We start from the raw sequence: 20,211 nt of genomic DNA, 5'->3' as shown, positions 1-20,211 counted from the left end.
CGTTGCGAGCGTCCAGTGTGGAAGGCATCGGGCCCGCGCGGTATCCGCACGCACCCGCACCCGACCGGCCCGGCAAGCCCCTGCACCATGCCCGCGCCACCGCAGCGCGGCTTGCGGAAACTGGCTACGCGCCCCTTCAGGCCGTGCGGGGTTTCACGCGCGAAGCGGCTTCCTTGGCCAGCTTGCGGGCGGTGTCGGTGTCGGCTGCATGCACGAGCGCCACGCCCATGCGGCGCTTGGTGAAGCTCTCGGGCTTGCCGAACAGGCGGATGTCGCTGCCGGGCACCTGCAGCGCATCGGCCACGCCGTCGAAGGCGATGCCGGTGGCGTCCACGCCGCCATAGATCACCGCGCTGGCGCCCGGGCTCTTGAGCGACGTATCCACCGGCAGGCCGAGGATGGCGCGCGCATGCAGCTCGAACTCGTTCTGCCACTGGGTGGCCATGGTGACCATGCCGGTGTCGTGCGGGCGCGGGCTGACCTCGCTGAACCAGACCTCGTCGCCCTTCACGAAGAGCTCCACGCCGAACAGGCCCTGGCCGCCCAGGTCGGCCGTCACGGCCTGCGCGATCTGCTGCGCCTTCTGCAGCGCGGCGGGGGCCATGGGGTGCGGCTGCCAGCTTTCCACGTAGTCGCCGCTCACCTGCACGTGGCCGATGGGGTCGCAGAACTGCGTCTGCACACCGCCGGAGGCGTCCTTGGCGCGCACGGTGAGCAGCGTGATCTCGTAGTCGAAGTCGATGAAGCCCTCGACGATCACGCGGCCATGGCTCACGCGGCCGCCGGCCATGGCGTAGTCCCAGGCCTTCTGCACGTCGGCGGGCCCGTCGATCTTGCTCTGGCCCTTGCCGGAGCTGCTCATCACCGGCTTGACGATGCAGGGGTACCCGATGCCTTCGTCGATGGCCGCCTGCAGCTCGGCCAGCGAGTCGCAGAACTTGTAGGGGCTGGTGGGCACGCCCAGCGTCTCGGCGGCCAGGCGGCGGATGCCTTCGCGGTCCATGGTCAGGCGGGCGGCGCGGGCCGTGGGGATCACGCGCACCGTGCCGGCTTCTTCCAGCTCCTGCAGCATGGGCGTGGCGATGGCCTCGATCTCGGGCACCACCAGCGCGGGCTTCTCGGCCTCGATCAACGCCTTGAGCTGATCGGGGTCGCTCATGGTGATGGTGCGTGCATGGTGCGCCACCTGCTGGCCGGGCGCGTTCTCGTAGCGGTCGACGGCGATGGTCTCGACGCCGAGGCGCTGCAGGGCGATCAGCACCTCCTTGCCGAGTTCGCCGGAGCCCAGGAGCATCACGCGGGTTGCGGAGGGGGAAAGGGGGGTGCCGAGGGTGGTCATGGTCGGAAATCGAAAAGAACGGAAAGAGCGGAAAAAAGCAACCGCAGCACTGTAAGCCACCGGCAGCCGGCGGTGTCGCACGCGGGAACGGCCCGGGCGCGGGGCTGATTCACAATCGATGTCTTTGCCGTGGCGCCAGCCGCGCGTTCCCCCTTTCTTTTTGCTTTCCCCAAGGAGTTCTCTCATGGCTATCCAGACTGTAGGCATCATCGGCGCCGGAACGATGGGCAACGGCATCGCGCAGGCCTGCGCGGTGGCCGGCGTGAACGTGGTGATGGTCGACATCGCCCAGGCAGCGGTCGACAAGGGCCTGGCCACGGTGTCGGGCAGCCTCGACCGCCTGATCAAGAAGGAAAAGCTCACCGCCGAGCAGAAGACCGCCGCGCTGGCGCTCATCAAGGGCTCGACGAACTACGAAGACCTGAAGAGCGCCCAGCTGGTCATCGAGGCCGCCACCGAGAACCACGCGCTCAAGCTCAAGATCCTCAAGCAGGTCGACGAGATGCTCGCGCCCGAGGTGATCATCGCCTCCAACACCTCGTCGATCTCGATCACGCAGCTGGCTGCCGCCACCTCGCGCGCAGACCGCTTCATCGGCATGCACTTCTTCAACCCGGTGCCGATGATGGCGCTGGTGGAGCTCATTCGCGGCTACCTCACGAGCGACGCCACGCACGACACGGTGAAGGAACTGGCCGAGCGCCTGGGCAAGTCGCCCATCACGGTGAAGAACGCGCCAGGCTTCGTGGTCAACCGCATCCTGGTGCCGATGATCAACGAGGCCTTCTTCGTGCTGTCCGAGGGCATCGCCACGGCGGAAGACATCGACGCCGGCATGAAGCTGGGTTGCAACCAGCCCATCGGCCCGCTGGCGCTGGCCGACATGATCGGCCTGGACGTGTGCCTGGCCGTGATGGAGGTGTACCTGGAGCAGTTCGGCGACTCCAAGTACCGCCCCTGCCCGCTGCTGAAGGAAATGGTGGCGGCCGGCCAGCTCGGCCGCAAGACCGGCCGCGGCGTCTACACGTACTGATCCGGCGAAAACAAAAACAAGGAGACAACAACGCCATGACCGCCACGCCCACCACCCCACCGGCCGAAGGCTGCATCGACACCCAGGTGCTCGACCACGTGCTGCTGATCGGCATCAACCGCCCCGCCAAGCGCAACGGCTGGACGCCGCCGATGTTCAAGCAGCTGGCCGAGGCCTACACCCGGCTGGACGACGATCCGAGCCTGCGCGTGGGCGTGCTGCATGCCTTCGGCGACCACTTCACGGCAGGCCTCGACCTGCCCGCGGTCACCGAGTACATGAAGCGCGGCGAGAAGGCCATTCCCGCCGGCCTGGTGGAGCCGCACGACTTCGGCCTGCCCGACTACCGCCGCCGCACCAAGCCGATGGTGGTGGCGGTCAAGGGCATCTGCTTCACGGTGGGCATCGAGCTGATGCTGGGCGCGGACATCGTGGTGGCGGCCGACAACTGCCGCTTCTCGCAGATGGAAGTGCAGCGCGGCATCATGGCCACGGGCGGCGCGACGCTGCGCATGGCCGAGCGCGCGGGCGTGGGCAACGCGATGCTGCACCTGCTCACGGCCGACGAGTTCGACAGCGCCGAAGCCTATCGCCTCAACTTCGTGCAGAAGGTGGTGCCGGCCGGGCAGGAGCTCGACGCGGCGCTGGCCATCGCGCAGCGCATCGCGGCGCAGGCGCCACTGGCGGTGGTGGCCACGCGGCTGAACGTGATCAAGGCCGTGGAACAGGGCCCGCTGGCCGCCGTGTCGGAATTCATCGAGACACAGAAGCGCCTGTCGAACAGCGAGGATGCCGCCGAGGGCGTGCGCTCCTTCATCGAACGCCGTCCGGCACGCTTCAGCGGCCGTTGATCCCTTTCACCGAGAACGACAAGATGCCTCTTTCTCCAGCACGCACGGCGCTCGCCGCCGCCTTCACCCTGCTCGCCGTGAACACCACTTCCGCACAGACGCCCACGCCTGCCGCGCTGCCCGACCCTGCCGCCACCTCGGTCGACGCCATGGGCTGGATGAAGGGCTTTCCGCCCCCGCCCGACAAGCTCATCACCTTCGACAACCCGGCCGGCGGCGTGTTTCCGCGCACGCGCTGGAGCTTCTCGCACGTGCGCGAGACGGTGCCTACCGCCAACGTGTGGCGCGGCGGCGGCGCGGCCAGCCCGCTGCCTTCGGCGCCGGCGCGCTTCGACGTCGAGGCCGTCACCTTCAAGCCCCTGGGCGGCGAGCAGACGCTGAACTTCGCCCAGATGATCTCGGGCACCTACACCGACGGCATCCTGGTGATGCATCGCGGCAAGGTGGTCTACGAGAAGTACTTCGGCGCGCTCACGCCCGAGCGCCCGCACATCGCGATGTCGGTCACCAAGTCCTTCGTGGGCACGCTGGCGGCCATCCTCGCGGACGAAGGCAAGCTGGACCCGGCCGCGCCGGTCACCAAATACATCCCCGAGCTCAAGGACACGGCCTACGGCGACGCCACCGTGCGCCAGGTGATGGACATGACCGTGGGCGTGCACTACTCCGAGAACTACGCCGACCCCAAGGCAGAAATCTGGGACTACGCGCGTGCCGGCGGCATGCTCACGCAAGGCGCGAACTACACCGGCCCGAAGTCGTTCTACGAATTCCTCGTCACGCTGAAGAAGGAAGGCGAGCACGGCGACGCCTTCGCCTACAAGACGGTCAACGCCGAGGTGCTGGCCTGGATCGTTCGCCGCGCCAGCAACCAGTCGCTGGCCGACCTGCTGAGCGAGAAGATCTGGCGCCGCATCGGCGCCGAGCAGGACGCCTACTTCATGGTCGACCGCATCGGCACCGAGTCGGGCGGCGGCGGCCTGAACACCGTGCTGCGCGACCTTGCGCGCTTTGGCGAGACCATGCGCAACGGCGGACGCGCCTCCAACGGGCAGCAGGCCATTCCGAAGGCGGTGGTCGACGACATCCAGCGCGGAGGCGACCCGGCGAAGTTCGTGAAGGCCGGCTATCCGCTGCTCAAGGGCTGGTCGTACCGCGACATGTGGTGGGTGTCGCACAACCCGCACGGCGCGTACATGGCGCGCGGCATCCACGGCCAGAGCATCTACGTGGACCCGAAGGCCGAGATGGTGATCGTGCGCTACGCGGCACACCCGGTGGCGGCCAACGGCGCGAACGATCCGCTCACGCTGCCGGCGTTCCAGGCGATGGCCGAGGCGCTGATGCGCCCCTGAGCCCCTGAGCCTCTTCGCCTCTATCTAGTTCGAAGCCCGCTCGCGGGCGATCACCAGGAGCCCGTCCATGATGAGGCTCTCGACCAGCTCGAAGTGCCCATTCATCACGGGCGCCATCTTCCAGCCCGCACCGCCTGTCATGTAGCAGGCCGGCTCCACGCCGCAGTGCGAGCGCACGTGCTGCACCATGCGCTCCACTGCACCCGCGATGGCGTAGGTGCCGCCGCTGGTCAGCGCGTCGCTGGTGTTGGTCGGGAACTCGCGCACCTCGCCGGTGGGCACGTGCAGGCCCGCCGTGCCCGACTCGAGCGCGCGCAGCATGATGCCGTGGCCCGGCAGGATCAGGCCGCCGAGAAACTTGCCGTCGGCGTCGATGGCCTCGACCGTCACGGCCGTGCCGATCAGCACCACCACCATCGGCCGAGGCGGCTGCCCCGGCTTCGCCGCAGCCAGCATGCGGTGGCGCGCGCCGATCATCGCCACGAAGCGATCGGCGCCCAGGCGCGTGGGGTGGTCGTAGCCGTTGATGATGCCGGCCTCGCCCGCGCTCGACATCACCCAGCGCGGCGTGCAGTCGAAGCGCTCGACGATCTGCTCCTCGGCGCGGCGCCGCACCGCGTCGCCGGCCACCACGCAGCCCAGCATCGAGCCGGGCGAAGGCAGGTCGGCCCACGGGCCGTCGGCCAGCCGTTCGATGTGGTCGAGGAATTCGGCGCCCTGCGCCTGCAACGCGGCACCGGGGCGGGCCGAGTCGTAGAGCGCCCACTTGAGGCGGGTGTTGCCGATGTCGATGGCGAGGAAGGGGGATGACATGCGCGGGATTATTGCGACTTTGTGTCTATTTCTGCTGGCACGTCGTTGACACACGCGGCATGGGCCTACGCCGGCCGCCGGAGTTCCACCGCTAAATTCGCCAGTTCCATCATTCATTCACCACCGCACAAGGAGAGAACCATGGGATTGCTGAGTTTCATCAAGGAGGCTGGTGAAAAGCTGTTCGGCGGCTCGTCGGCGCAGGCCGCCACGCCCGACGCCAACCAGGCGGCCGCTGCCGCCATCAAGACCTACATCGAGACGCAGAACCTCGGCCTCACGGGCCTGGAAGTGACCTACACCGCCGCAACCGGCGTGGTCACCCTCGCAGGACAGGCGCCTTCGCAGGAGGCCAGCGAGAAGGCATCGCTCGCAGCCGGCAACGTGGCGAACGTGACCAGCGTGGAGAACAACCTCGTGGCCCCGGCCGCGCCGCCCGCCCAGTACCACGACGTGGTGCGCGGCGACACGCTCTCGGCCATCTCGAAGAAGTACTACGGCGACGCCAACAAGTACAACGTGATATTCGAGGCGAACAAGCCGATGCTGTCGCATCCGGACAAGATCTATCCGGGGCAGAAGCTGCGCATTCCGGCGATCTGAAGCTCCGATGTCTCTGCGGCACGCGGCTACGCGCCGTTGTGTCGCCAGGCACCAGGCGACACGCCGTACTCGCGCTTGAATGCGCGGTTGAATGCGGCCTCCGACTCGTAGCCGACACCTTCGGCAATGCGCGCGAGGTTGCACTGGTCCTTGCGCAGCATGCCGGCCGCCAGGATCATGCGCCAGCGCGCCAGGTAGTGCATGGGCGGCGCGCCCACCAGTTCGGTGAAACGGTCCGCCAGCACGCTGCGCGAAGTGTGGGTTTCCTGCGCCAGTTCATCGACCGTCCAGTTGCGGGCGGGTTCGGCGTGCATCAGCGCCAGGCAGCGGCTCACGTGGGGGTCGCGCAGGCCCGCCAGCCAGCCGGGGTTGTTGGCGGGCGCGGACTCGATGTAGCCACGTAGCACTTCGGCGAACAGCACTTCCGCCACCTTGGCGGCGACCATCTCCGAACCGGGCGAGTGCGAAACCGCGTCGCCCAGCACGAAGTTGACGGACTGTTCGATCCACGGGCCCGCCGGCCTGCTGCGCAGCGACGTGGTGAACAGGGGCGGAATGTTCGCCATGACGGGATTTGGCGCATCGCCCTCGTATGCGAACCAGCTGCACACGAGCACGGTGCGCTCGCCGTTGCCGCCGTAGCGGATGCGCTCCAGCTCGGGCGCCTTCGGGCTCACCACATGCCGCATGTCCACCGCTGCCTGGTGCAGACCGCTGCCCAGTACATGAGAGTCGCCATGCGGCACGGCGATCACTTCGCCGGCACATGCGCGGATCGGCTGTCCGTCGTCGACCTGGGCCCAGCACTCGCCTTGCAGTACGAGGTGGCAGATGGCCAGCCGCTGCGCGCCGGGCTTGAGCATTTGCGCGATGTCCCTACCCTTGGGTACCTTGAAACACCAGGGTGCATACATGTCCCCGTTGAGGAACAGCGCGCCCTCCAGGCGGATGGTCCGCAGCACGTCCGACAAGACATCCATGGTCACCTCCCGGCAAGCGAGGGCGGGGTTTCGGTCAATAAGTCAGGCGCAGCGGGCAATACGGGGCGGCTTCGCGTCGGCACCATAGGTCCTGGTCGCCTTCGACCGATTCTAGACAGGAGTACCGCCATGCCCAAATTCGTTATCGAGCGAGACATCCCCGGTGCCGGCAAGCTCACCCCGTCGGACCTGAAAGCCATCTCGCAGAAGTCCTGCGGCGTGCTCAGCAGCATGGGCACCGACATCCAGTGGATCCACAGCTACGTGACCGACGACCGGGTCTACTGCGTCTACCAGGCCACCGACGAGGCACTGGTGCGCCGGCACGCGGAGCTCGGCGGCTTCCCCGCCAACCGCGTGGATCGCGTGTACAGCGTGATCGACCCGGCCACGGCCGAGTGAAACGAGCAAGCGAGCAGGCGGTGGCGTGCGCGAGGCGGCCCTAGTTCTGCCGCCAGGGGAGACCGCGCTTGCGCCAGCCGCCGATCAACCCGCGATGCCCCTGCTCGTCCGGGTTGCCCTCGAAGCCTTCGAGGATGTTGTAGGCCTCCACGCCTAGTTCGGTCGCACGCTTCGCTGCGGCGATGGAGCGCACACCGCTGCGGCACAGCAGCACCAGCTTCTTTCCGCCTTCGGCCGCGGCGCGCACGCCTTCGTCGAAGGCCGGGTTCATCACCATGCCGGGCCACTGCTTCCATGCCAGCGGCACGGCGCCGGGCACATAGCCGACCCATTCGCGCTCGGCGTCGGTGCGCACGTCGACCAGCACGGCTTCGCCGCTGGCGGTCCACTGCGCGGCCTGCTCGGGGGTCACGTCGCCGGCATAGCCCTTGTTCTCGACGGGTTCTGTCATTTCTCTTCGGTCCTTGCGATGCGGGTTTTCATGCCCCGGAATTTTTCACCGGTTCGTGAAAACCCTGTTTGTTGCGTGCTCCCTCGCGCCAAAGATGGCGCCTTGGGCCTGTCGAACCATAACTCCAAGACGGACAGCCTGGGATTTCCCAAGTCAGAACCGTTTGGAGAGAGACAAATGACAGACAGCAAGATGCCCCGCCGCCGCGGGCTGCTCAAGGGCGCCGCCGTGGCAGCCGGCGCCATGTCCGTGCCGATGGTCAGCATGGCCCAGACCACCACCCTTCGCTTCCAGAGCACCTGGCCTGCGAAGGACATCTTCCACGAGTACGCGCAGGACTACGCCAGGAAGGTCAACGACATGGCGGGCAACCGCCTGAAGATCGAGGTGCTGCCGGCCGGCTCGGTGGTACCCGCCTTCCAGCTGCTGGACGCAGTGGCCAAGGGCACGCTCGATGGCGGCCACGGCGTGGTCGCGTACTGGTACGGCAAGAACTCCGCGCTCGCGCTGTGGGGCTCGGGCCCGGGCTACGGCATGGACGCCAACATGGTGCTGGCCTGGCACACCTTTGGCGGCGGCAAGGCGCTGATGGAAGAGATCTACAAGGGCCTGAACCTCGACGTGGTCTCCTATCTCTACGGCCCCATGCCCACGCAGCCGCTGGGCTGGTTCAAGAAGCCGGTGGCCAAGGCCGAGGACATGAAGGGCCTGAAGTTCCGCACCGTGGGCCTGGCGGTGGACGTGTTCACCGACATGGGCGCGGCCGTGAATCCGCTGCCCGGCGGCGAGATCGTGCCCGCGCTGGACCGCGGCTTGATCGACGCGGCCGAGTTCAACAACGCATCGAGCGACCGCGTGCTGGGCTTTCCCGACGTGGCCAAGAACTGCATGCTGCAGAGCTTCCACCAGAGCGGCGAGCAGTTCGAGGTGCTCTTCAACGGCGGCAAGCTGAAGGCGCTGCCGGCCGAGCTCAAGTCGATCATCGAGTACGCCACGCAGGCCGCGAGCGCCGAGATGAGCTGGAAGGCCATCGACCGCAACTCGAAGGACTACGAGGAGCTGAAGAAGTCCGGCATCAAGTTCTACAAGACGCCCGACGCGGTGCTGCGCGCACAGCTCGCCTCGTGGGACAAGACCATCGCGAAGAAGTCGGCCGAGAACCCGATGTTCAAGAAGGTGCTCGACTCGCAGCGCGCCTTCGCCGAGCGCGCGGGCCAGTGGCAGAACGACTACTCGGTCGATTTCAAGATGGCCTACAACCACTACTTCGGACGGCAGGCGAAGAAGACCTGAGCCAACGGGATCGATGCGACGCGAGGGCACCCTGGCGGTGCCCTCTTTTCATGCCTGCGCCCACGCTGCCGCGCGAGACACGAATGACGCGGCGAGGAGTTCGTTCCGATGCAATCTTTCCTGCTGGCGGTCGACCGGTTCTCCACATGGATCGGCAAGACCTTCGCCTGGTGCGCCCTGCTGCTCACGCTGCTGATCAGCTGGGAGGTGTTCTCGCGCTACGCCCTCAACAAACCCCACGCCTGGGTGCTGGACGCGCAGATCATGCTGTACGGCACCATGTTCATGACCGCGGGCGCCTACACGCTCTCGAAGAACGGCCACGTGCGCGGCGACGTGCTCTACGGCTTCTTCCGCCCGCGCACGCAGGCGCTGGTGGACCTGGTGCTCTACATCGTCTTCTTCCTGCCCGGCATCGTCGCGCTGACCTGGGCCGGATGGGTCTACGCGGGAGAGTCGCTCGCCATCCGCGAGCAGACCTTCTCGGCCGAGCCGCTGCCGCTGTACCCGTTCAAGTACGTCATTCCGCTGGCGGGCTTCACGCTGCTGCTGCAAGGGCTGGTGGAGATCATCCGCTGCGTGCGCTGCATCCGTGACGGCGCCTGGCCCTCGCGCGAGCAGGACGTGGAGGAAGTCGACGTCGAGAAGCTCAAGGAGATGGTGCACGTGAAGGACGAGGACATCGCCGCGCTCGACCGCGTGGTGACGGCACCGAAGGAGGCCGCGCGATGATCCGCCGAGAACTCTGGTTCGGCCTCTCGTTCATGGCGCTGATCGTGGTCGGTGCGGTGGCGGTGCTGGCCAACGCACCCACCATCACCAACGGACACCTCGGCCTGCTGATGCTCTCGCTGGTGGTGGTGGCCATCATGCTGGGTTTTCCCACCGCGTTCACGCTGATGGGCATGGGCATGCTCTTCACCTGGCTGGCCTACGACCGCGACTGGCACCGCACGCTCGACCTGATGGTGCAGTCGGCCTTCAAGACCATGGCGAACGACGTGCTGATCGCGGTGCCGCTCTTCGTCTTCATGGGCTACCTGGTGGAGCGCGCGAACCTCATCGAGTCGTTGTTCAAGAGCCTGCACCTGGCGCTGGCGCGGCTGCCCGGCGCGCTCGCGGTGGCCACGCTGGTGACCTGCACCATCTTCGCGACGGCCACCGGCATCGTGGGTGCGGTGGTCACGCTGATGGGGCTGCTCGCACTGCCAGCGATGCTGCGCGCGGGCTACAGCGTGCCGCTGGCCGCCGGCGCGATCACCGCGGGCGGCTGCCTGGGCATCCTGATTCCGCCTTCCGTGCTGCTCATCGTGTACGGCGCGACGGCGGGTGTGTCGGTGGTACAGCTGTACGCGGGTGCGTTCTTTCCGGGGCTGATGCTGGCCTCGCTCTACGTGCTGTACGTGATCATCGTCGCGTGGCTCAAGCCGCAATGGGCGCCGCCTCTGTCGCAGGCGGAGCGCATCGTGCCGCTGCCGCCGCTGTCACAGCGGCTGGCCGAGAGCCCGGCCGCGCATGCGCTGGTCGGCCTGCTGAAAGGCCGGCGCAATGCAGACGTGCCGTTCTCGCATGTGCTGAAGCAGTTGGGCATCGTCGCGATGCCGGGTGTGATCTTCGTGCTGCTGGCCGCCTTCAGCTACAAGGCCGCGACGACGGTGGAAGCCCAGGCGCGCTACGAGATCGAGGAGATCGGGGCCGTGCGCAGCAGCACGCCGGAGTCCGGCGGCCTGCAGGAGCCTCCGGTCGAAGGCGGGTTGCAGGAGCCACCGCAGGAAGGTGGACTGCAGGAGCCTCCCAGTGACGATACGCAACCGTCGGCACCGGCCACGGCCTCGAGCCAGGGCTCGCTGTCCGAGCCGCCGGGTGCCTCATCAGCCGCTCCCCCCGCGCCCACCGCCGCAGGAACCGCAGAGCCCTCGGCCCCTGCTGCTACGGAGGCTGCCACGCAGCGACCCGCGCCAACATGGTGGTGGGTCACCTTCGCGATCTTCGGCGCCATCGTCATGCTGTTCTACCTGTTCCTGAGCTTCGCGCGGCTCGAGATCTTCAAGATGCTGCTGGCGTCGTTCTTCCCGCTGGTCCTGCTGATTCTCTCGGTGCTCGGCTCGATCGTGCTGGGCCTCGCCACGCCCACCGAGGCGGCCGCCATGGGCGCGCTCGGCGGCATGCTGCTGGCCGCGGCCTACAGGCGCCTCAACCTCGCGGTGCTGAAGGAGTCGGTGTTCCTCACGGCCAAGACATCGGCCATGGTGTGCTGGCTCTTCGTCGGTTCGGCCATCTTCTCGGCCGCGTTCGCGCTGCTCGGCGGGCAGGCGCTGGTGGAGGAGTGGGTGCTCGGCATGAACCTCACCAAGGTGGAGTTCCTGATCCTGAGCCAGGTCATCATCTTCCTGCTGGGCTGGCCGCTGGAGTGGACCGAGATCATCGTGATCTTCATGCCCATCTTCATCCCGCTGCTCGACAACTTCGGCGTCGACCCGCTGTTCTTCGGGCTGCTGGTGGCGCTGAACCTGCAGACCGCCTTCCTGTCGCCGCCGGTCGCGATGGCCGCCTTCTACCTCAAGGGCGTGAGCCCGCCGCACGTGACGCTCAACCAGATCTTCCTGGGCATGCTGCCCTTCATGGGCATCCAGGTGCTGGCGATCGTGCTGCTGTACGTGTGGCCGCAGATCGGGTTGTGGCTGCCGCAGCTGCTGTACAAGTAGAGGCAGGTCGTGGCGGGCGGGGCGATGCTGTGCTCCCCTCATTCAGCTGATCGTGCGACCCGGGCGTACGGGCAATAAAGAACCCGATCGTCCATTGAGGTTTACAGCCGCTGAACTCTCAATGCGATCGCTTTTCAGAGATAAATGCGCTCGGCAGGCTCTGTATTGCTCGACGTGCCACGCGCATATCGAATAAATACATTCAAACGTGCAGAATTTCTCAGGATTTTGCCAAATTAATAGTCGCTCTCACTATGATGCCCCAATTAAAAAAGGGAGCACCATATGAGTGGCAGGGAGTTTTGTGCATCAGATAATTCTAGTCATCCCAAATGGAGTAGTTGGGACATCGTCAAATGGCGCGCCCTATCGGAAAAAATTGGCGGCGGCCGAGCATATTTGGAAGCTTATAAAGATGGCTGGATTGTTTACAATAAATTCCGCATCAAAAGTGCGGCGGAGCAGCATCGGATCCCTCCTGTGCTGCTAGCCTGTGTCGCCTGGGCCGAGGTGGGTGGTAAACCCGACGGTATAAAAAGGCCGGCATTTCAAATACGCACATTGCAGCGAAGGCTGGCAGGAAGACCCGTCAAATTTGGCAAACCGCCCGAAGAAACATCAGTTGGCGCGGTCAGCATTCAACTGCGGGTTGCCTCCAAGGAGCTTGGGATTCCGATTGAAGTGTTGTCCTACTCGGACCGAATGAAGTTGATTACATGCCTTGAGACCGATTCATTCAATTTGAACATCGTTGCCCAGCATCTGAAAAACCTCATTCTTTCCGACTATCCGGGCATCGATACTTCAAACCTCACGGACGAACAATTCATCGTTGCAGGCTCTCGCTATAACCGGGGTATCGAGCGCGCATTGGGTGATTTTCTAAATTCAATAAAAGTCCTTCCCGGCAGCCAAGGCAGGCAGTTTTCTGAATACGGGCGCAGAATGTTGGAGCACCGCGACCACGTTCTGACGCTCCTGGATAAAGTCTGAAGATGAAAAAAATAGGTATGGCACTTGCATCGGCGTATGCCTTTTTCTGTATTGCCTTCATGCTTCTCATGCCAATGAACAAGTATGAATGGATGCTCGACGAGCCCAACGCAAAATCCGAAGGCCTGACTTTCTGCGGACTGCCGCTTGATGACGACATCAGCGCCAGGCTTTTTTCTTTTGCCTTTTTGATTCCGCTCCTCGTTTTGGCAGTCGTCCAGTCAATCCGAAAGAAAAAAGCACATTACTCTCTCTGGATAGCTGTTGCCTTGCTGGCTGTCTGGGGATGGCGGTTCTTCATTTATTACCCGCTGTGCTGAACTGGCAATCGCAGGTTGAAGGCTCGCGGCCTGGTCTCAGCGTCTCCTCTCCACATACGGCCGCGCCTGCAGCAGCACGATCCTGTCCCCCACCGTTGCCCACTCGATATCCTGATCGACCGCGTTGAAGGTGCGCTTCACGGCGGCGCCCACGTTCGCGAGCCGCACCACCAGTTCGTCGGTGAGCACGTTGCGGCCGGCTTCCACCGGCACTTCCTTCACGCCGCCGTCCTTGTCGAGCTGCAGCGCGGTGTCTTCGGCCGAACGGCTGAGCACCTGGATGGCCTTGGACCAGCTCGAATACATCACCTGCTCGGCCACTCGGCGGCCCTCGACCACGCGGATGCCGATGCCGCGCTTGGCGGAGATGTAGGTGATGTGCGGGTGCCCGGCGTCGAAGGGGTCGCGGGTGATCATCACGCCGGCGTTGGTCGAGTCGATGGCGGTCTGCACGAAGACGCCCATCAGTACCGATTCGGCGCCGAAGCCGGCGGCGCTGCGGGCCTCCCAGGCCTCCGGGTTGAACACGGAGGCCCAGACCTTCTTTACCGCCACTTCGAGCGCATCGCCGGTCTTGACGTTGGGTACGGTGGTGTAGAGCCCCGCGCCGCTGAAGCCGGGCAGGTCTTCGGAGTTGGACGAACTGCGCACGAACACGCCGCCTCCTCCCAGCTGCGATTGCCAGGCCGCGCGCCAGCCGGCGGCGGTGGCTGCATCGACGGGCCACTGCACGATCTCGTCGCGCAGTTGCGCCAGCGCCTTCTGGCGCACTTTCGGATCGCTCGGGAAGCCAGGCTGCTGCTGCATGCGCGCGATGCGATCGGCCAGGCCGTTGGCGCGCATGAAGCGGTCATAGTGCGCGAAGGGAATGCAGAAGCCGTCGGGCACCGAGGTGCCGGGGATGCGCGCGGCCTGCATGGCGCCGAGGTTCGCGGCCTTGACGCCGCACTGCGCGCTGTTTCGCGCACGCAGCGAGGCAAGCGGCAGCAGCCGGCTTTCGCGCAGGTCGGGCTTGATGGCGCGCGAGCTGCCGGGCACGGCGCCGGTGGCCGCGGTGCGCACCGCGCGCGGCGGCAGCGCGGCGATTTCATCCGCCGTGAGACGGCGCACCTGGTAGCCTGAAGCCGCCACCTTCAGCGCCACCCACTGGCCCGCTTGCTCCTTCAGCACGGCGGCGGCGTCGCGCACGTAGGCGTTGGGAATGCCCCAGCCCTTGGCCAGCAGGTTGACGTGCGAGAGCGCGGTCGAGGGCCGCTCGGTCAGCACGGCCGCCACCGGCGGCAGGCCGATGGGCACCTGCCGCAGCACGGCGATGTCGTCGGGCAGCAGGGCGTTGATGCCCGAGTCGTCTTCCACGATGCGCACGCGGCCGGTGGCGGTGCCGAGGTTCATCGGCAGGAAGGGCTGCTCGCGGATCAGCGCCTCCTGGCTCACGAAGTCGATGCCGGTCTCCTTTGCCACGCGCTCGTGCAGCGTGGAGTTGGTCTTGAACTTCACCGGCCCGAAGAAGCTGGCCCTGACCTGCTGGTCGGCCTGCCGCAGCAGCGGCGCGGTGAGCTTGTCGCCCTCCCAGAACTCGTAGGTGAAGCTGCCGATGTTCTGCTGCCAGCTCAGCGTGCCGAACAGGAAGCGGCGCTCGGGCACGAGGTAGTTGCGGTCGATCTCGCGCTTGATGGTGTTGGGCACGAGCCGGGTGTCGCGCAGGAAGCGCACGTGCAGCTGGTAGCGCGGCGTGTCGATGTAGTACATGCGTGGCGGCCTGGCCTGCCGGTCGATGGCGAACAGCACGTGCGCGAGCTGCATCGGCGTGCCGGCGTCGTAGACGCGGGCGAGCTGGTCGAAGTCGCTCTGGCTGCGCAGCGCGGGCAGCGACGACGGCACCGAGGGGCGCGGCACGAGCTGGGCGGCGGGGCCTTCGGGCAGCGGCTGGCTCTGCTGCTGGTTCTGCTGCTGGTAATACGACGGCTTGCGCGCCAGCTGGGCTGCAGCGGGCTGGGCTGCCAGCATGGCTGCGGCGGCGGCCACGCAAAACGCGATCGCGCTACTTTTTTGGAAGCACGATGCACTCACGGGCCGTGCGTTGTTCTGGTTTTTCATGCGGTGTCCCTCCTTACAACCGGTTGCCGAGTCCACGCGCGCTTCACCAAGCAGGTGAGCGGCGCTGACAGCGGCAGCGGATTCTCGCGCGTTACAACACCACCGCTTCGTCCATCCGGGGATCAGAGAAATCACATGAATCGCACAAGAACAAGCCTTTCGGCCCTTCAACGCCCCTTGCACCAATGGCTGCTCGGGCTGGCACTGGTGTGCGCCGGCTTCGCGGCCAGCGCCCAGCAGGGCTCGCAGATGTCCATCGGGCGCCTGAACCTGCAGCAGGGAACCGTGAGCGTCTCGTCCGCCGGAGACGAGCGCTGGTCCCCCGCCCGGCCCGACCGCCAACTCGCCGTCGGCGACCGCATCTGGACCGACCGCAACGCACGCGCCGAGGTCTACATCGGCCCGGCCGCGCTGCGGCTGGACGGCGGGACCTACGTGGAGTTCACCGGCATCGACGAGGACACCATACGCATCAACGCGAGCCGGGGCAACCTGCAGCTGAGCGTGCGCGACATGTCCTCGGGCCAGCGCATCAGCATCGACACCCCCAACCTCTCGGCGGCGATCGGTGCGCCGGGCGAATACCGTATCGCCACCGACGCGGCCGACACCACGACCACCTGGGTGGCGGTGGCCTCGGGCCATCTCACGCTGCACGGCCAGAACGGCATTTCGCAACTGCTGACCGAGCGCCAGCAGACCACCGTGTCGGGCCGGAACCTCGCGACCGTGCGCACCACGCGCTCGCAGAACAGCAGCTTCGACACCTGGGTGGCCGAACGCAGCCGGTTCGACGACCAGTCGGAGCCCGCGCGCTACGGCCAGCCGACGGTGGTGGTGCCGCCTGCGGCACTGATCGCGCGGCAGCAGCAGATCGAGTACGAACAGGCGCAGCAGCAAGCGCAGTGGATGGAACAGCAGCGCGCGGCGCAGGCCGCCCAGCAGCAACAGCTGGAGTGGCAGCGCGAACAGGACTGGCGCCAGCAGCAGGAATGGCGCCGGCAGGAAGACTGGCGCCAGCAGCGCGAATGGCAGCAGCGGCGTGATTGGCGCGAGCGCGCCGAGCAGGACCGCTGGCAGCAACAGCAGCAACAACAGCAGTTGCAGCTGCAACTCCAGCGGCAACAGCAACAGGCCTTGCGCCAGCAGCAGGAAATGCAGCAGCGTGCCGCGCAGGCGCAGGCCCTGCAGCAGCAACAGCTGCTTCAACAACAACAGGCGGCGCAGATGCAACTGCAACAGCAACGCGCGGCTCAACAACAGGCCTTGGCCCAACAGCAGATGCTTCGCCAGCAACAGGAGCTGCAGCAGCGGGCCGCGCAGATGCAGCAGCAGGCGCAGGCTCAACAGCAAGCATTGCAACAGGCCCAGCTGCGTGCACTGCAGCAGCAGCGCGGCATCCAGCCGCAACCGGCCCAGCCCGCCGGCGACGATCCGCGCAGGCTCTGGACTTCGCCGGACTCGCGCTAGCAGGCTCGCCCCGCAGGGCTCTCGGACAGTGGACTCCGTGAAGCAACTCCACGGTCAAGCAAGGCCCGCCCCAAGCGCCGCCTTCGGCCCGCCGCTACAGTCGGCGGCCAAGGAGCAAGATTTCCCATGCCCACATTCGACTTCGATCTCTTCGTCATCGGCGCCGGCAGCGGCGGCGTTCGCGCCGCGCGCATGGCGGCGCAGACCGGTGCCCGCGTCGCCGTCGCCGAGGCCGCCGAACTCGGCGGCACCTGCGTCAACGTGGGCTGCATTCCCAAGAAGCTCTACAGCTATGCGGCCGGCTATGCCGAATCCTTCGAGGAAGCCGCGGGTTACGGCTGGAAGCTGCCCGAGGCGCCGCAGTTCGACTGGGCGCACCTGAAGGCGCAGCGCGCAAAAGAGATCACGCGACTCAACGGCATCTACGCCTCGCTGCTGAAGAACGCGGGCGTCACGCTCGTCACAGGGTGGGCGCAGCTGGCCGATCCGCACACGGTGGAGGTCGACGGCAAGCGCTACACCGCTCGCCACCTGCTCGTGGCCACCGGCGGCACGCCCTTCGTGCCAAACATCCAGGGCCGCGAGCACGTCGTGACCTCCGACGCGATGTTCGACCTCGACCCGTTCCCCAAGCGCCTGCTGGTGGTGGGCGGCGGCTACATCGCCTGCGAGTTCGCGTCGATCTTCAACGGGCTGGGCTCGAAGGTGACGCAGCTGCACCGCCGCGCGCACCTTCTCACCGGCTTCGACGACGACGTGCGGCAGTTCCTGGCCAACGAGATGGGCAAGGCCGGCGTCGACGTGCGGCTGAACTGCGAGGTCGCCTCGGTAACCCGCGGCACAGGCGGCACCGGCGGCGCCGACGGCCTCACGGTCACGCTCTCGCGCGGCCAGCAGATCGAGGCCGATACGGTGCTCTTCGCCACCGGCCGCGTACCCAACACGCAGGGGCTGGGCCTCGAAGCGGCGGGCGTGAAGCTCGACGAACGTGGCGCAATCGCGGTCGACGCGCACTACCGCAGCTCGGTGCCGTCGATCTACGCGGTGGGCGACGTGTCCACCCGCGTGCAGCTCACGCCGGTGGCGCTGGCCGAGGCGATGGTGGTGGTCGACGAGCTCTTCGGCAAGGGCAAGCGCCGCCTCGACTACGAGTTCATTCCCACCGCCGTGTTCACCCACCCGAACATCGGCACATGCGGCTACACCGAGCTCGACGCGCGCGCGAAGTTCGGCGACGTGACCGTGTTCTCCAGCGAATTCAAGTCGCTGCGCCACACGCTCTCGGGCCGCAGCGAACGCACCTTCATGAAGCTGGTGGTCGACAAGGCCACCGACCGCGTGGTGGGCCTGCACATGGTCGGCGCCGATGCGGGCGAGGTGGTGCAGGGCTTCGCGGTGGCGATGCGGGCGGGGGCGACGAAGGCGATCTTCGACAGCACGGTGGGTATCCATCCCACCGCGGCGGAAGAGTTCGTGACGATGCGCGAGCCGATGCCCGGGTAACAGCTCACCCCCAGGCTGCGCGCACTTCGTGTCGCGCGCGCCAACCCCCTTCCGGGGGCAGCACCTGCGGCCCGGCAAAGCCGGTTCCGCGGTGTTCCCCGCCAGATCGGGGTCAACTTGAGCGTTGCTTGCCCTCGAGCAGCTTCACCATCACGAACAGCACGCGATTTGCCGGCGTCGGCACGCCCAGCGTCTCGCCGCGCCGCACGACCAGGCCGTTGAGATGGTCGATCTCGCTGGGTTTGCCGCGCGCCAGGTCCTGCGCGGTGGACGAGTACTGCGAGGGCATGGTCTGCGCGATGGCTCGTACCGCGGCGTCGGTGTCGCCGGCCACTTCCACGCCCTCGGCCTTGGCAACCGCAAGGCATTCGGCCACCACGTCGCGGATCATGTCGGTCACACCGGCGCCCTTCACAAGCACGCCGTAAGGCAGCTGCGTGACGGCGGAGAGCGCGTTGTAGGCGCAGTTGAGGATCAGCTTGGCCCAGAGCGATCCGCGCACATTGGCCGAGATCTGCGTGGGCACGCCGGCGGCTTCGAGGTGCCGGGCCACTTCCTCGCTGCGGCCCGAGGGCGCGATCACCAGCTCGCCGCGCCCGTGGTGCTTCACATGGCCGGGCCCGGCCATTTCGGTCGCGACGTAGACGACCGCCGCCGCCACCTCGTTCGATGACGGCAGCACGGAGCGCACGCGCTCGTCGTTGTCCACGCCGTTCTGCAGCGTGAGCACCAGCGCGCCGGGCGCGAGATGCGGCTTGATCTGCCCGGCGGCCGCTTCGGTGTCGGTGGATTTCACGCAGAACAGCACGAGATCGGCGCCCTGCACGGCAGAAGGCTCGGTGCTCGCGACCACCTTCACATGCTCGTCGAAAGCCTTGGTCTCCAGGCGCAGGCCCTTGGCGTTGGCGGCCTCGACATGCGAGGGGCGGCCTATCAGCACCACCTCGTGCCCGGCGCGCGCGAGCATCGCCCCGTAGTAACAGCCGACCGCGCCGGCCCCCATCACTGCGACTTTCATCGGTTCGTTTCCTTGCTTGTCCGTATTGGGGCAGAGCCTAGCGAAGATGGCGGCTTCATGCTTCGGTCTCCACACCGCGCGACTTCAGCCCTTCGTCGAGCAGCCATTCGCGGAACGCCGCGAAGGCGGGCAGGTCGAGGCGGTCGGGCCGGTAGCAGAGATAGTGCCCCTGGTTCACGCTCACGGGCGCGCCGCAGGGGCTCAGCAGCGCGCCCTCGGCCAACTCTTCCTGCACCAGCAGCTTCGGTACGAGGCCGATGCCCAGTCCGTTGAGCGCCGCCTGGATCAGCGCCGAATACTGGGCGAAGCGCGGCCCGGCCACGATCTGCACCTCGGGCACGCCGTGCTGCGCGGCCCACTGGCGCCAGGCGCTGGGCGCGCCCTCGTGGTGCAGCAGCGTGTGGCCGACGATGTCTGCGGGCTGGGCGATGCGATGGCGCCCCTCGACCAGCGAGCGCGCCACGATCAGCACGAACTCGCGCCCCGCGATGTATTCGGACACCACGCCAGGCCAGCCGTCGGGACCGTAGCGGATGGCGGCATCGACGCCGGCCGGGATGCCGTCGCTGGGCTCCAGGTGGCGGCTGAAGCTCAGCATCACGTGCCGGCTCTTCTGGCTGAAGGCGGGCAGGCGCGGAATGAGCCACTTGGTAAGGAAGGTGGGCACGCTCGCCAGCGTGAGCAGGCCGGCGCCCGCATCACCCGAGCGGGCCTCGAAAGTTGCGGTCTCGATGGCGCGCAGGCCGCCGGAGATCTTCTGCCAGTACACGCGCCCCTGCGGCGTGAGCTGCACGCCGCGCCCGTTCTTCTGCAGCAGCTCGCGGCCGAGGAAGGCTTCGAGCCCCGCGATCTGCTTGCTGACCGCGCTCACGGTGATGCAAAGTGCGCCGGCGGCCAGCGTGATGCTCTGGTGACGCGCGACGGCGTCGAAGGCCAGCAGCTCCTGGATGGTGGGGCAGTCGCGCTTCATGCATGGCCTCGCTTC

At 66.8% G+C, this 20,211-nt stretch carries 19 protein-coding genes; 12 read left to right on the top strand and 7 right to left on the bottom strand.

All coding sequences use genetic code 11. The features are described from left to right. Positions 1 to 136: 136 nt before the first annotated feature. Positions 137 to 1,339, bottom strand: coding sequence for a formate-dependent phosphoribosylglycinamide formyltransferase (purT, locus tag AC1VNX_RS03600; RefSeq protein ID WP_483155504.1), 1,203 nt, complete (start codon positions 1,337 to 1,339; stop codon positions 137 to 139). Between the two features lie 184 nt (positions 1,340 to 1,523). Between purT and AC1VNX_RS03595 the strand changes: the two genes are divergently transcribed. Genes AC1VNX_RS03595 through AC1VNX_RS03585 form a run of 3 tightly spaced genes read left to right on the top strand, consistent with a single transcriptional unit; the run spans position 1,524 to position 4,578 of the window. Continuing rightward, positions 1,524 to 2,372: a 3-hydroxybutyryl-CoA dehydrogenase gene (locus AC1VNX_RS03595; protein ID WP_301506954.1), complete on the top strand. Its 849-nt coding sequence runs from the start codon at positions 1,524 to 1,526 to the stop codon at positions 2,370 to 2,372. Between the two features lie 35 nt (positions 2,373 to 2,407). Further along, positions 2,408 to 3,223, top strand: coding sequence for a crotonase/enoyl-CoA hydratase family protein (locus AC1VNX_RS03590; protein WP_483155503.1), 816 nt, complete (start codon positions 2,408 to 2,410; stop codon positions 3,221 to 3,223). Between the two features lie 23 nt (positions 3,224 to 3,246). Next, positions 3,247 to 4,578 carry a serine hydrolase domain-containing protein gene (locus tag AC1VNX_RS03585; protein WP_483155502.1) on the top strand — a complete coding sequence of 444 codons (1,332 nt, stop codon included), beginning with the start codon at positions 3,247 to 3,249 and terminating at the stop codon, positions 4,576 to 4,578. Between the two features lie 24 nt (positions 4,579 to 4,602). Here the strand turns inward: AC1VNX_RS03585 and AC1VNX_RS03580 are convergent, their stop codons facing one another. Continuing rightward, positions 4,603 to 5,391, bottom strand: a complete 789-nt coding sequence (locus AC1VNX_RS03580; RefSeq protein WP_483155501.1) for a type III pantothenate kinase — start codon at positions 5,389 to 5,391, stop codon at positions 4,603 to 4,605. Between the two features lie 141 nt (positions 5,392 to 5,532). Between AC1VNX_RS03580 and lysM the strand changes: the two genes are divergently transcribed. Then, positions 5,533 to 5,994 carry a peptidoglycan-binding protein LysM gene (gene lysM / locus AC1VNX_RS03575; protein ID WP_483155500.1) on the top strand — a complete coding sequence of 154 codons (462 nt, stop codon included), beginning with the start codon at positions 5,533 to 5,535 and terminating at the stop codon, positions 5,992 to 5,994. 26 nt (positions 5,995 to 6,020) lie between these two features. Here the strand turns inward: lysM and AC1VNX_RS03570 are convergent, their stop codons facing one another. Then, on the bottom strand, positions 6,021 to 6,974 hold the full coding sequence (locus AC1VNX_RS03570; protein ID WP_483155499.1) for an AraC family transcriptional regulator: 954 nt from the start codon (positions 6,972 to 6,974) through the stop codon (positions 6,021 to 6,023). Positions 6,975 to 7,103: 129 nt separating this feature from the next. On the opposite strand from AC1VNX_RS03570, the gene AC1VNX_RS03565 reads away from it, so the two are divergent. Next, entirely contained in the window at positions 7,104 to 7,376 is a 273-nt protein-coding gene (locus AC1VNX_RS03565) for a DUF4242 domain-containing protein (protein WP_125952379.1), read from the top strand. Positions 7,377 to 7,416: 40 nt separating this feature from the next. Here AC1VNX_RS03565 and AC1VNX_RS03560 read toward each other — a convergent pair whose 3' ends face one another. After that, positions 7,417 to 7,827 carry a rhodanese-like domain-containing protein gene (locus AC1VNX_RS03560; protein WP_483155498.1) on the bottom strand — a complete coding sequence of 137 codons (411 nt, stop codon included), beginning with the start codon at positions 7,825 to 7,827 and terminating at the stop codon, positions 7,417 to 7,419. 177 nt (positions 7,828 to 8,004) lie between these two features. On the opposite strand from AC1VNX_RS03560, the gene AC1VNX_RS03555 reads away from it, so the two are divergent. The 5 genes from AC1VNX_RS03555 (at position 8,005) to AC1VNX_RS03535 (ending at position 13,138) form a co-directional block, all read left to right on the top strand. Beyond that, on the top strand, positions 8,005 to 9,120 hold the full coding sequence (locus AC1VNX_RS03555; RefSeq protein ID WP_301506966.1) for a TRAP transporter substrate-binding protein: 1,116 nt from the start codon (positions 8,005 to 8,007) through the stop codon (positions 9,118 to 9,120). Positions 9,121 to 9,228: 108 nt separating this feature from the next. Further along, positions 9,229 to 9,852: a TRAP transporter small permease subunit gene (locus AC1VNX_RS03550; RefSeq protein WP_483155497.1), complete on the top strand. Its 624-nt coding sequence runs from the start codon at positions 9,229 to 9,231 to the stop codon at positions 9,850 to 9,852. Further along, positions 9,849 to 11,825, top strand: coding sequence for a TRAP transporter large permease (locus AC1VNX_RS03545; RefSeq protein ID WP_483155496.1), 1,977 nt, complete (start codon positions 9,849 to 9,851; stop codon positions 11,823 to 11,825). Before AC1VNX_RS03550 ends, AC1VNX_RS03545 begins: the two co-directional genes overlap by 4 nt. A 285-nt stretch (positions 11,826 to 12,110) precedes the next feature. Further along, positions 12,111 to 12,818, top strand: a complete 708-nt coding sequence (locus AC1VNX_RS03540) for a hypothetical protein (protein ID WP_483155495.1) — start codon at positions 12,111 to 12,113, stop codon at positions 12,816 to 12,818. A 2-nt stretch (positions 12,819 to 12,820) separates the two neighbouring features. Next, a complete protein-coding gene (locus tag AC1VNX_RS03535) occupies positions 12,821 to 13,138 on the top strand; it encodes a DUF2645 family protein (RefSeq protein WP_483155494.1) in 318 nt (105 codons plus the stop codon). Positions 13,139 to 13,174: 36 nt separating this feature from the next. Here AC1VNX_RS03535 and AC1VNX_RS03530 read toward each other — a convergent pair whose 3' ends face one another. Next, on the bottom strand, positions 13,175 to 15,235 hold the full coding sequence (locus AC1VNX_RS03530) for a PEP/pyruvate-binding domain-containing protein (RefSeq protein WP_483155493.1): 2,061 nt from the start codon (positions 15,233 to 15,235) through the stop codon (positions 13,175 to 13,177). A gap of 177 nt (positions 15,236 to 15,412) precedes the next feature. Here AC1VNX_RS03530 and AC1VNX_RS03525 point away from each other — a divergent pair, with 177 nt between their 5' ends. Beyond that, the gene (locus tag AC1VNX_RS03525) at positions 15,413 to 16,705 is read left to right on the top strand and encodes a FecR family protein (protein ID WP_483155492.1); all 1,293 of its coding nucleotides are present in this window, start codon (positions 15,413 to 15,415) and stop codon (positions 16,703 to 16,705) included. Between the two features lie 126 nt (positions 16,706 to 16,831). Next, complete coding sequence (gene gorA, locus AC1VNX_RS03520) at positions 16,832 to 18,208, top strand: glutathione-disulfide reductase (protein WP_483155491.1); 1,377 nt, start codon at positions 16,832 to 16,834, stop codon at positions 18,206 to 18,208. A gap of 112 nt (positions 18,209 to 18,320) precedes the next feature. Here gorA and AC1VNX_RS03515 read toward each other — a convergent pair whose 3' ends face one another. After that, positions 18,321 to 19,226 carry a ketopantoate reductase family protein gene (locus tag AC1VNX_RS03515; protein WP_483155490.1) on the bottom strand — a complete coding sequence of 302 codons (906 nt, stop codon included), beginning with the start codon at positions 19,224 to 19,226 and terminating at the stop codon, positions 18,321 to 18,323. Positions 19,227 to 19,281: 55 nt separating this feature from the next. Beyond that, a complete protein-coding gene (locus AC1VNX_RS03510) occupies positions 19,282 to 20,196 on the bottom strand; it encodes a LysR substrate-binding domain-containing protein (protein ID WP_483155489.1) in 915 nt (304 codons plus the stop codon). Positions 20,197 to 20,211: the final 15 nt, after the last annotated feature.

The sequence above is a fragment of the Variovorax sp. TLI9-5A genome (assembly GCF_056867935.1).
This window is presented reverse-complemented; position numbering and strand designations above follow the sequence as displayed.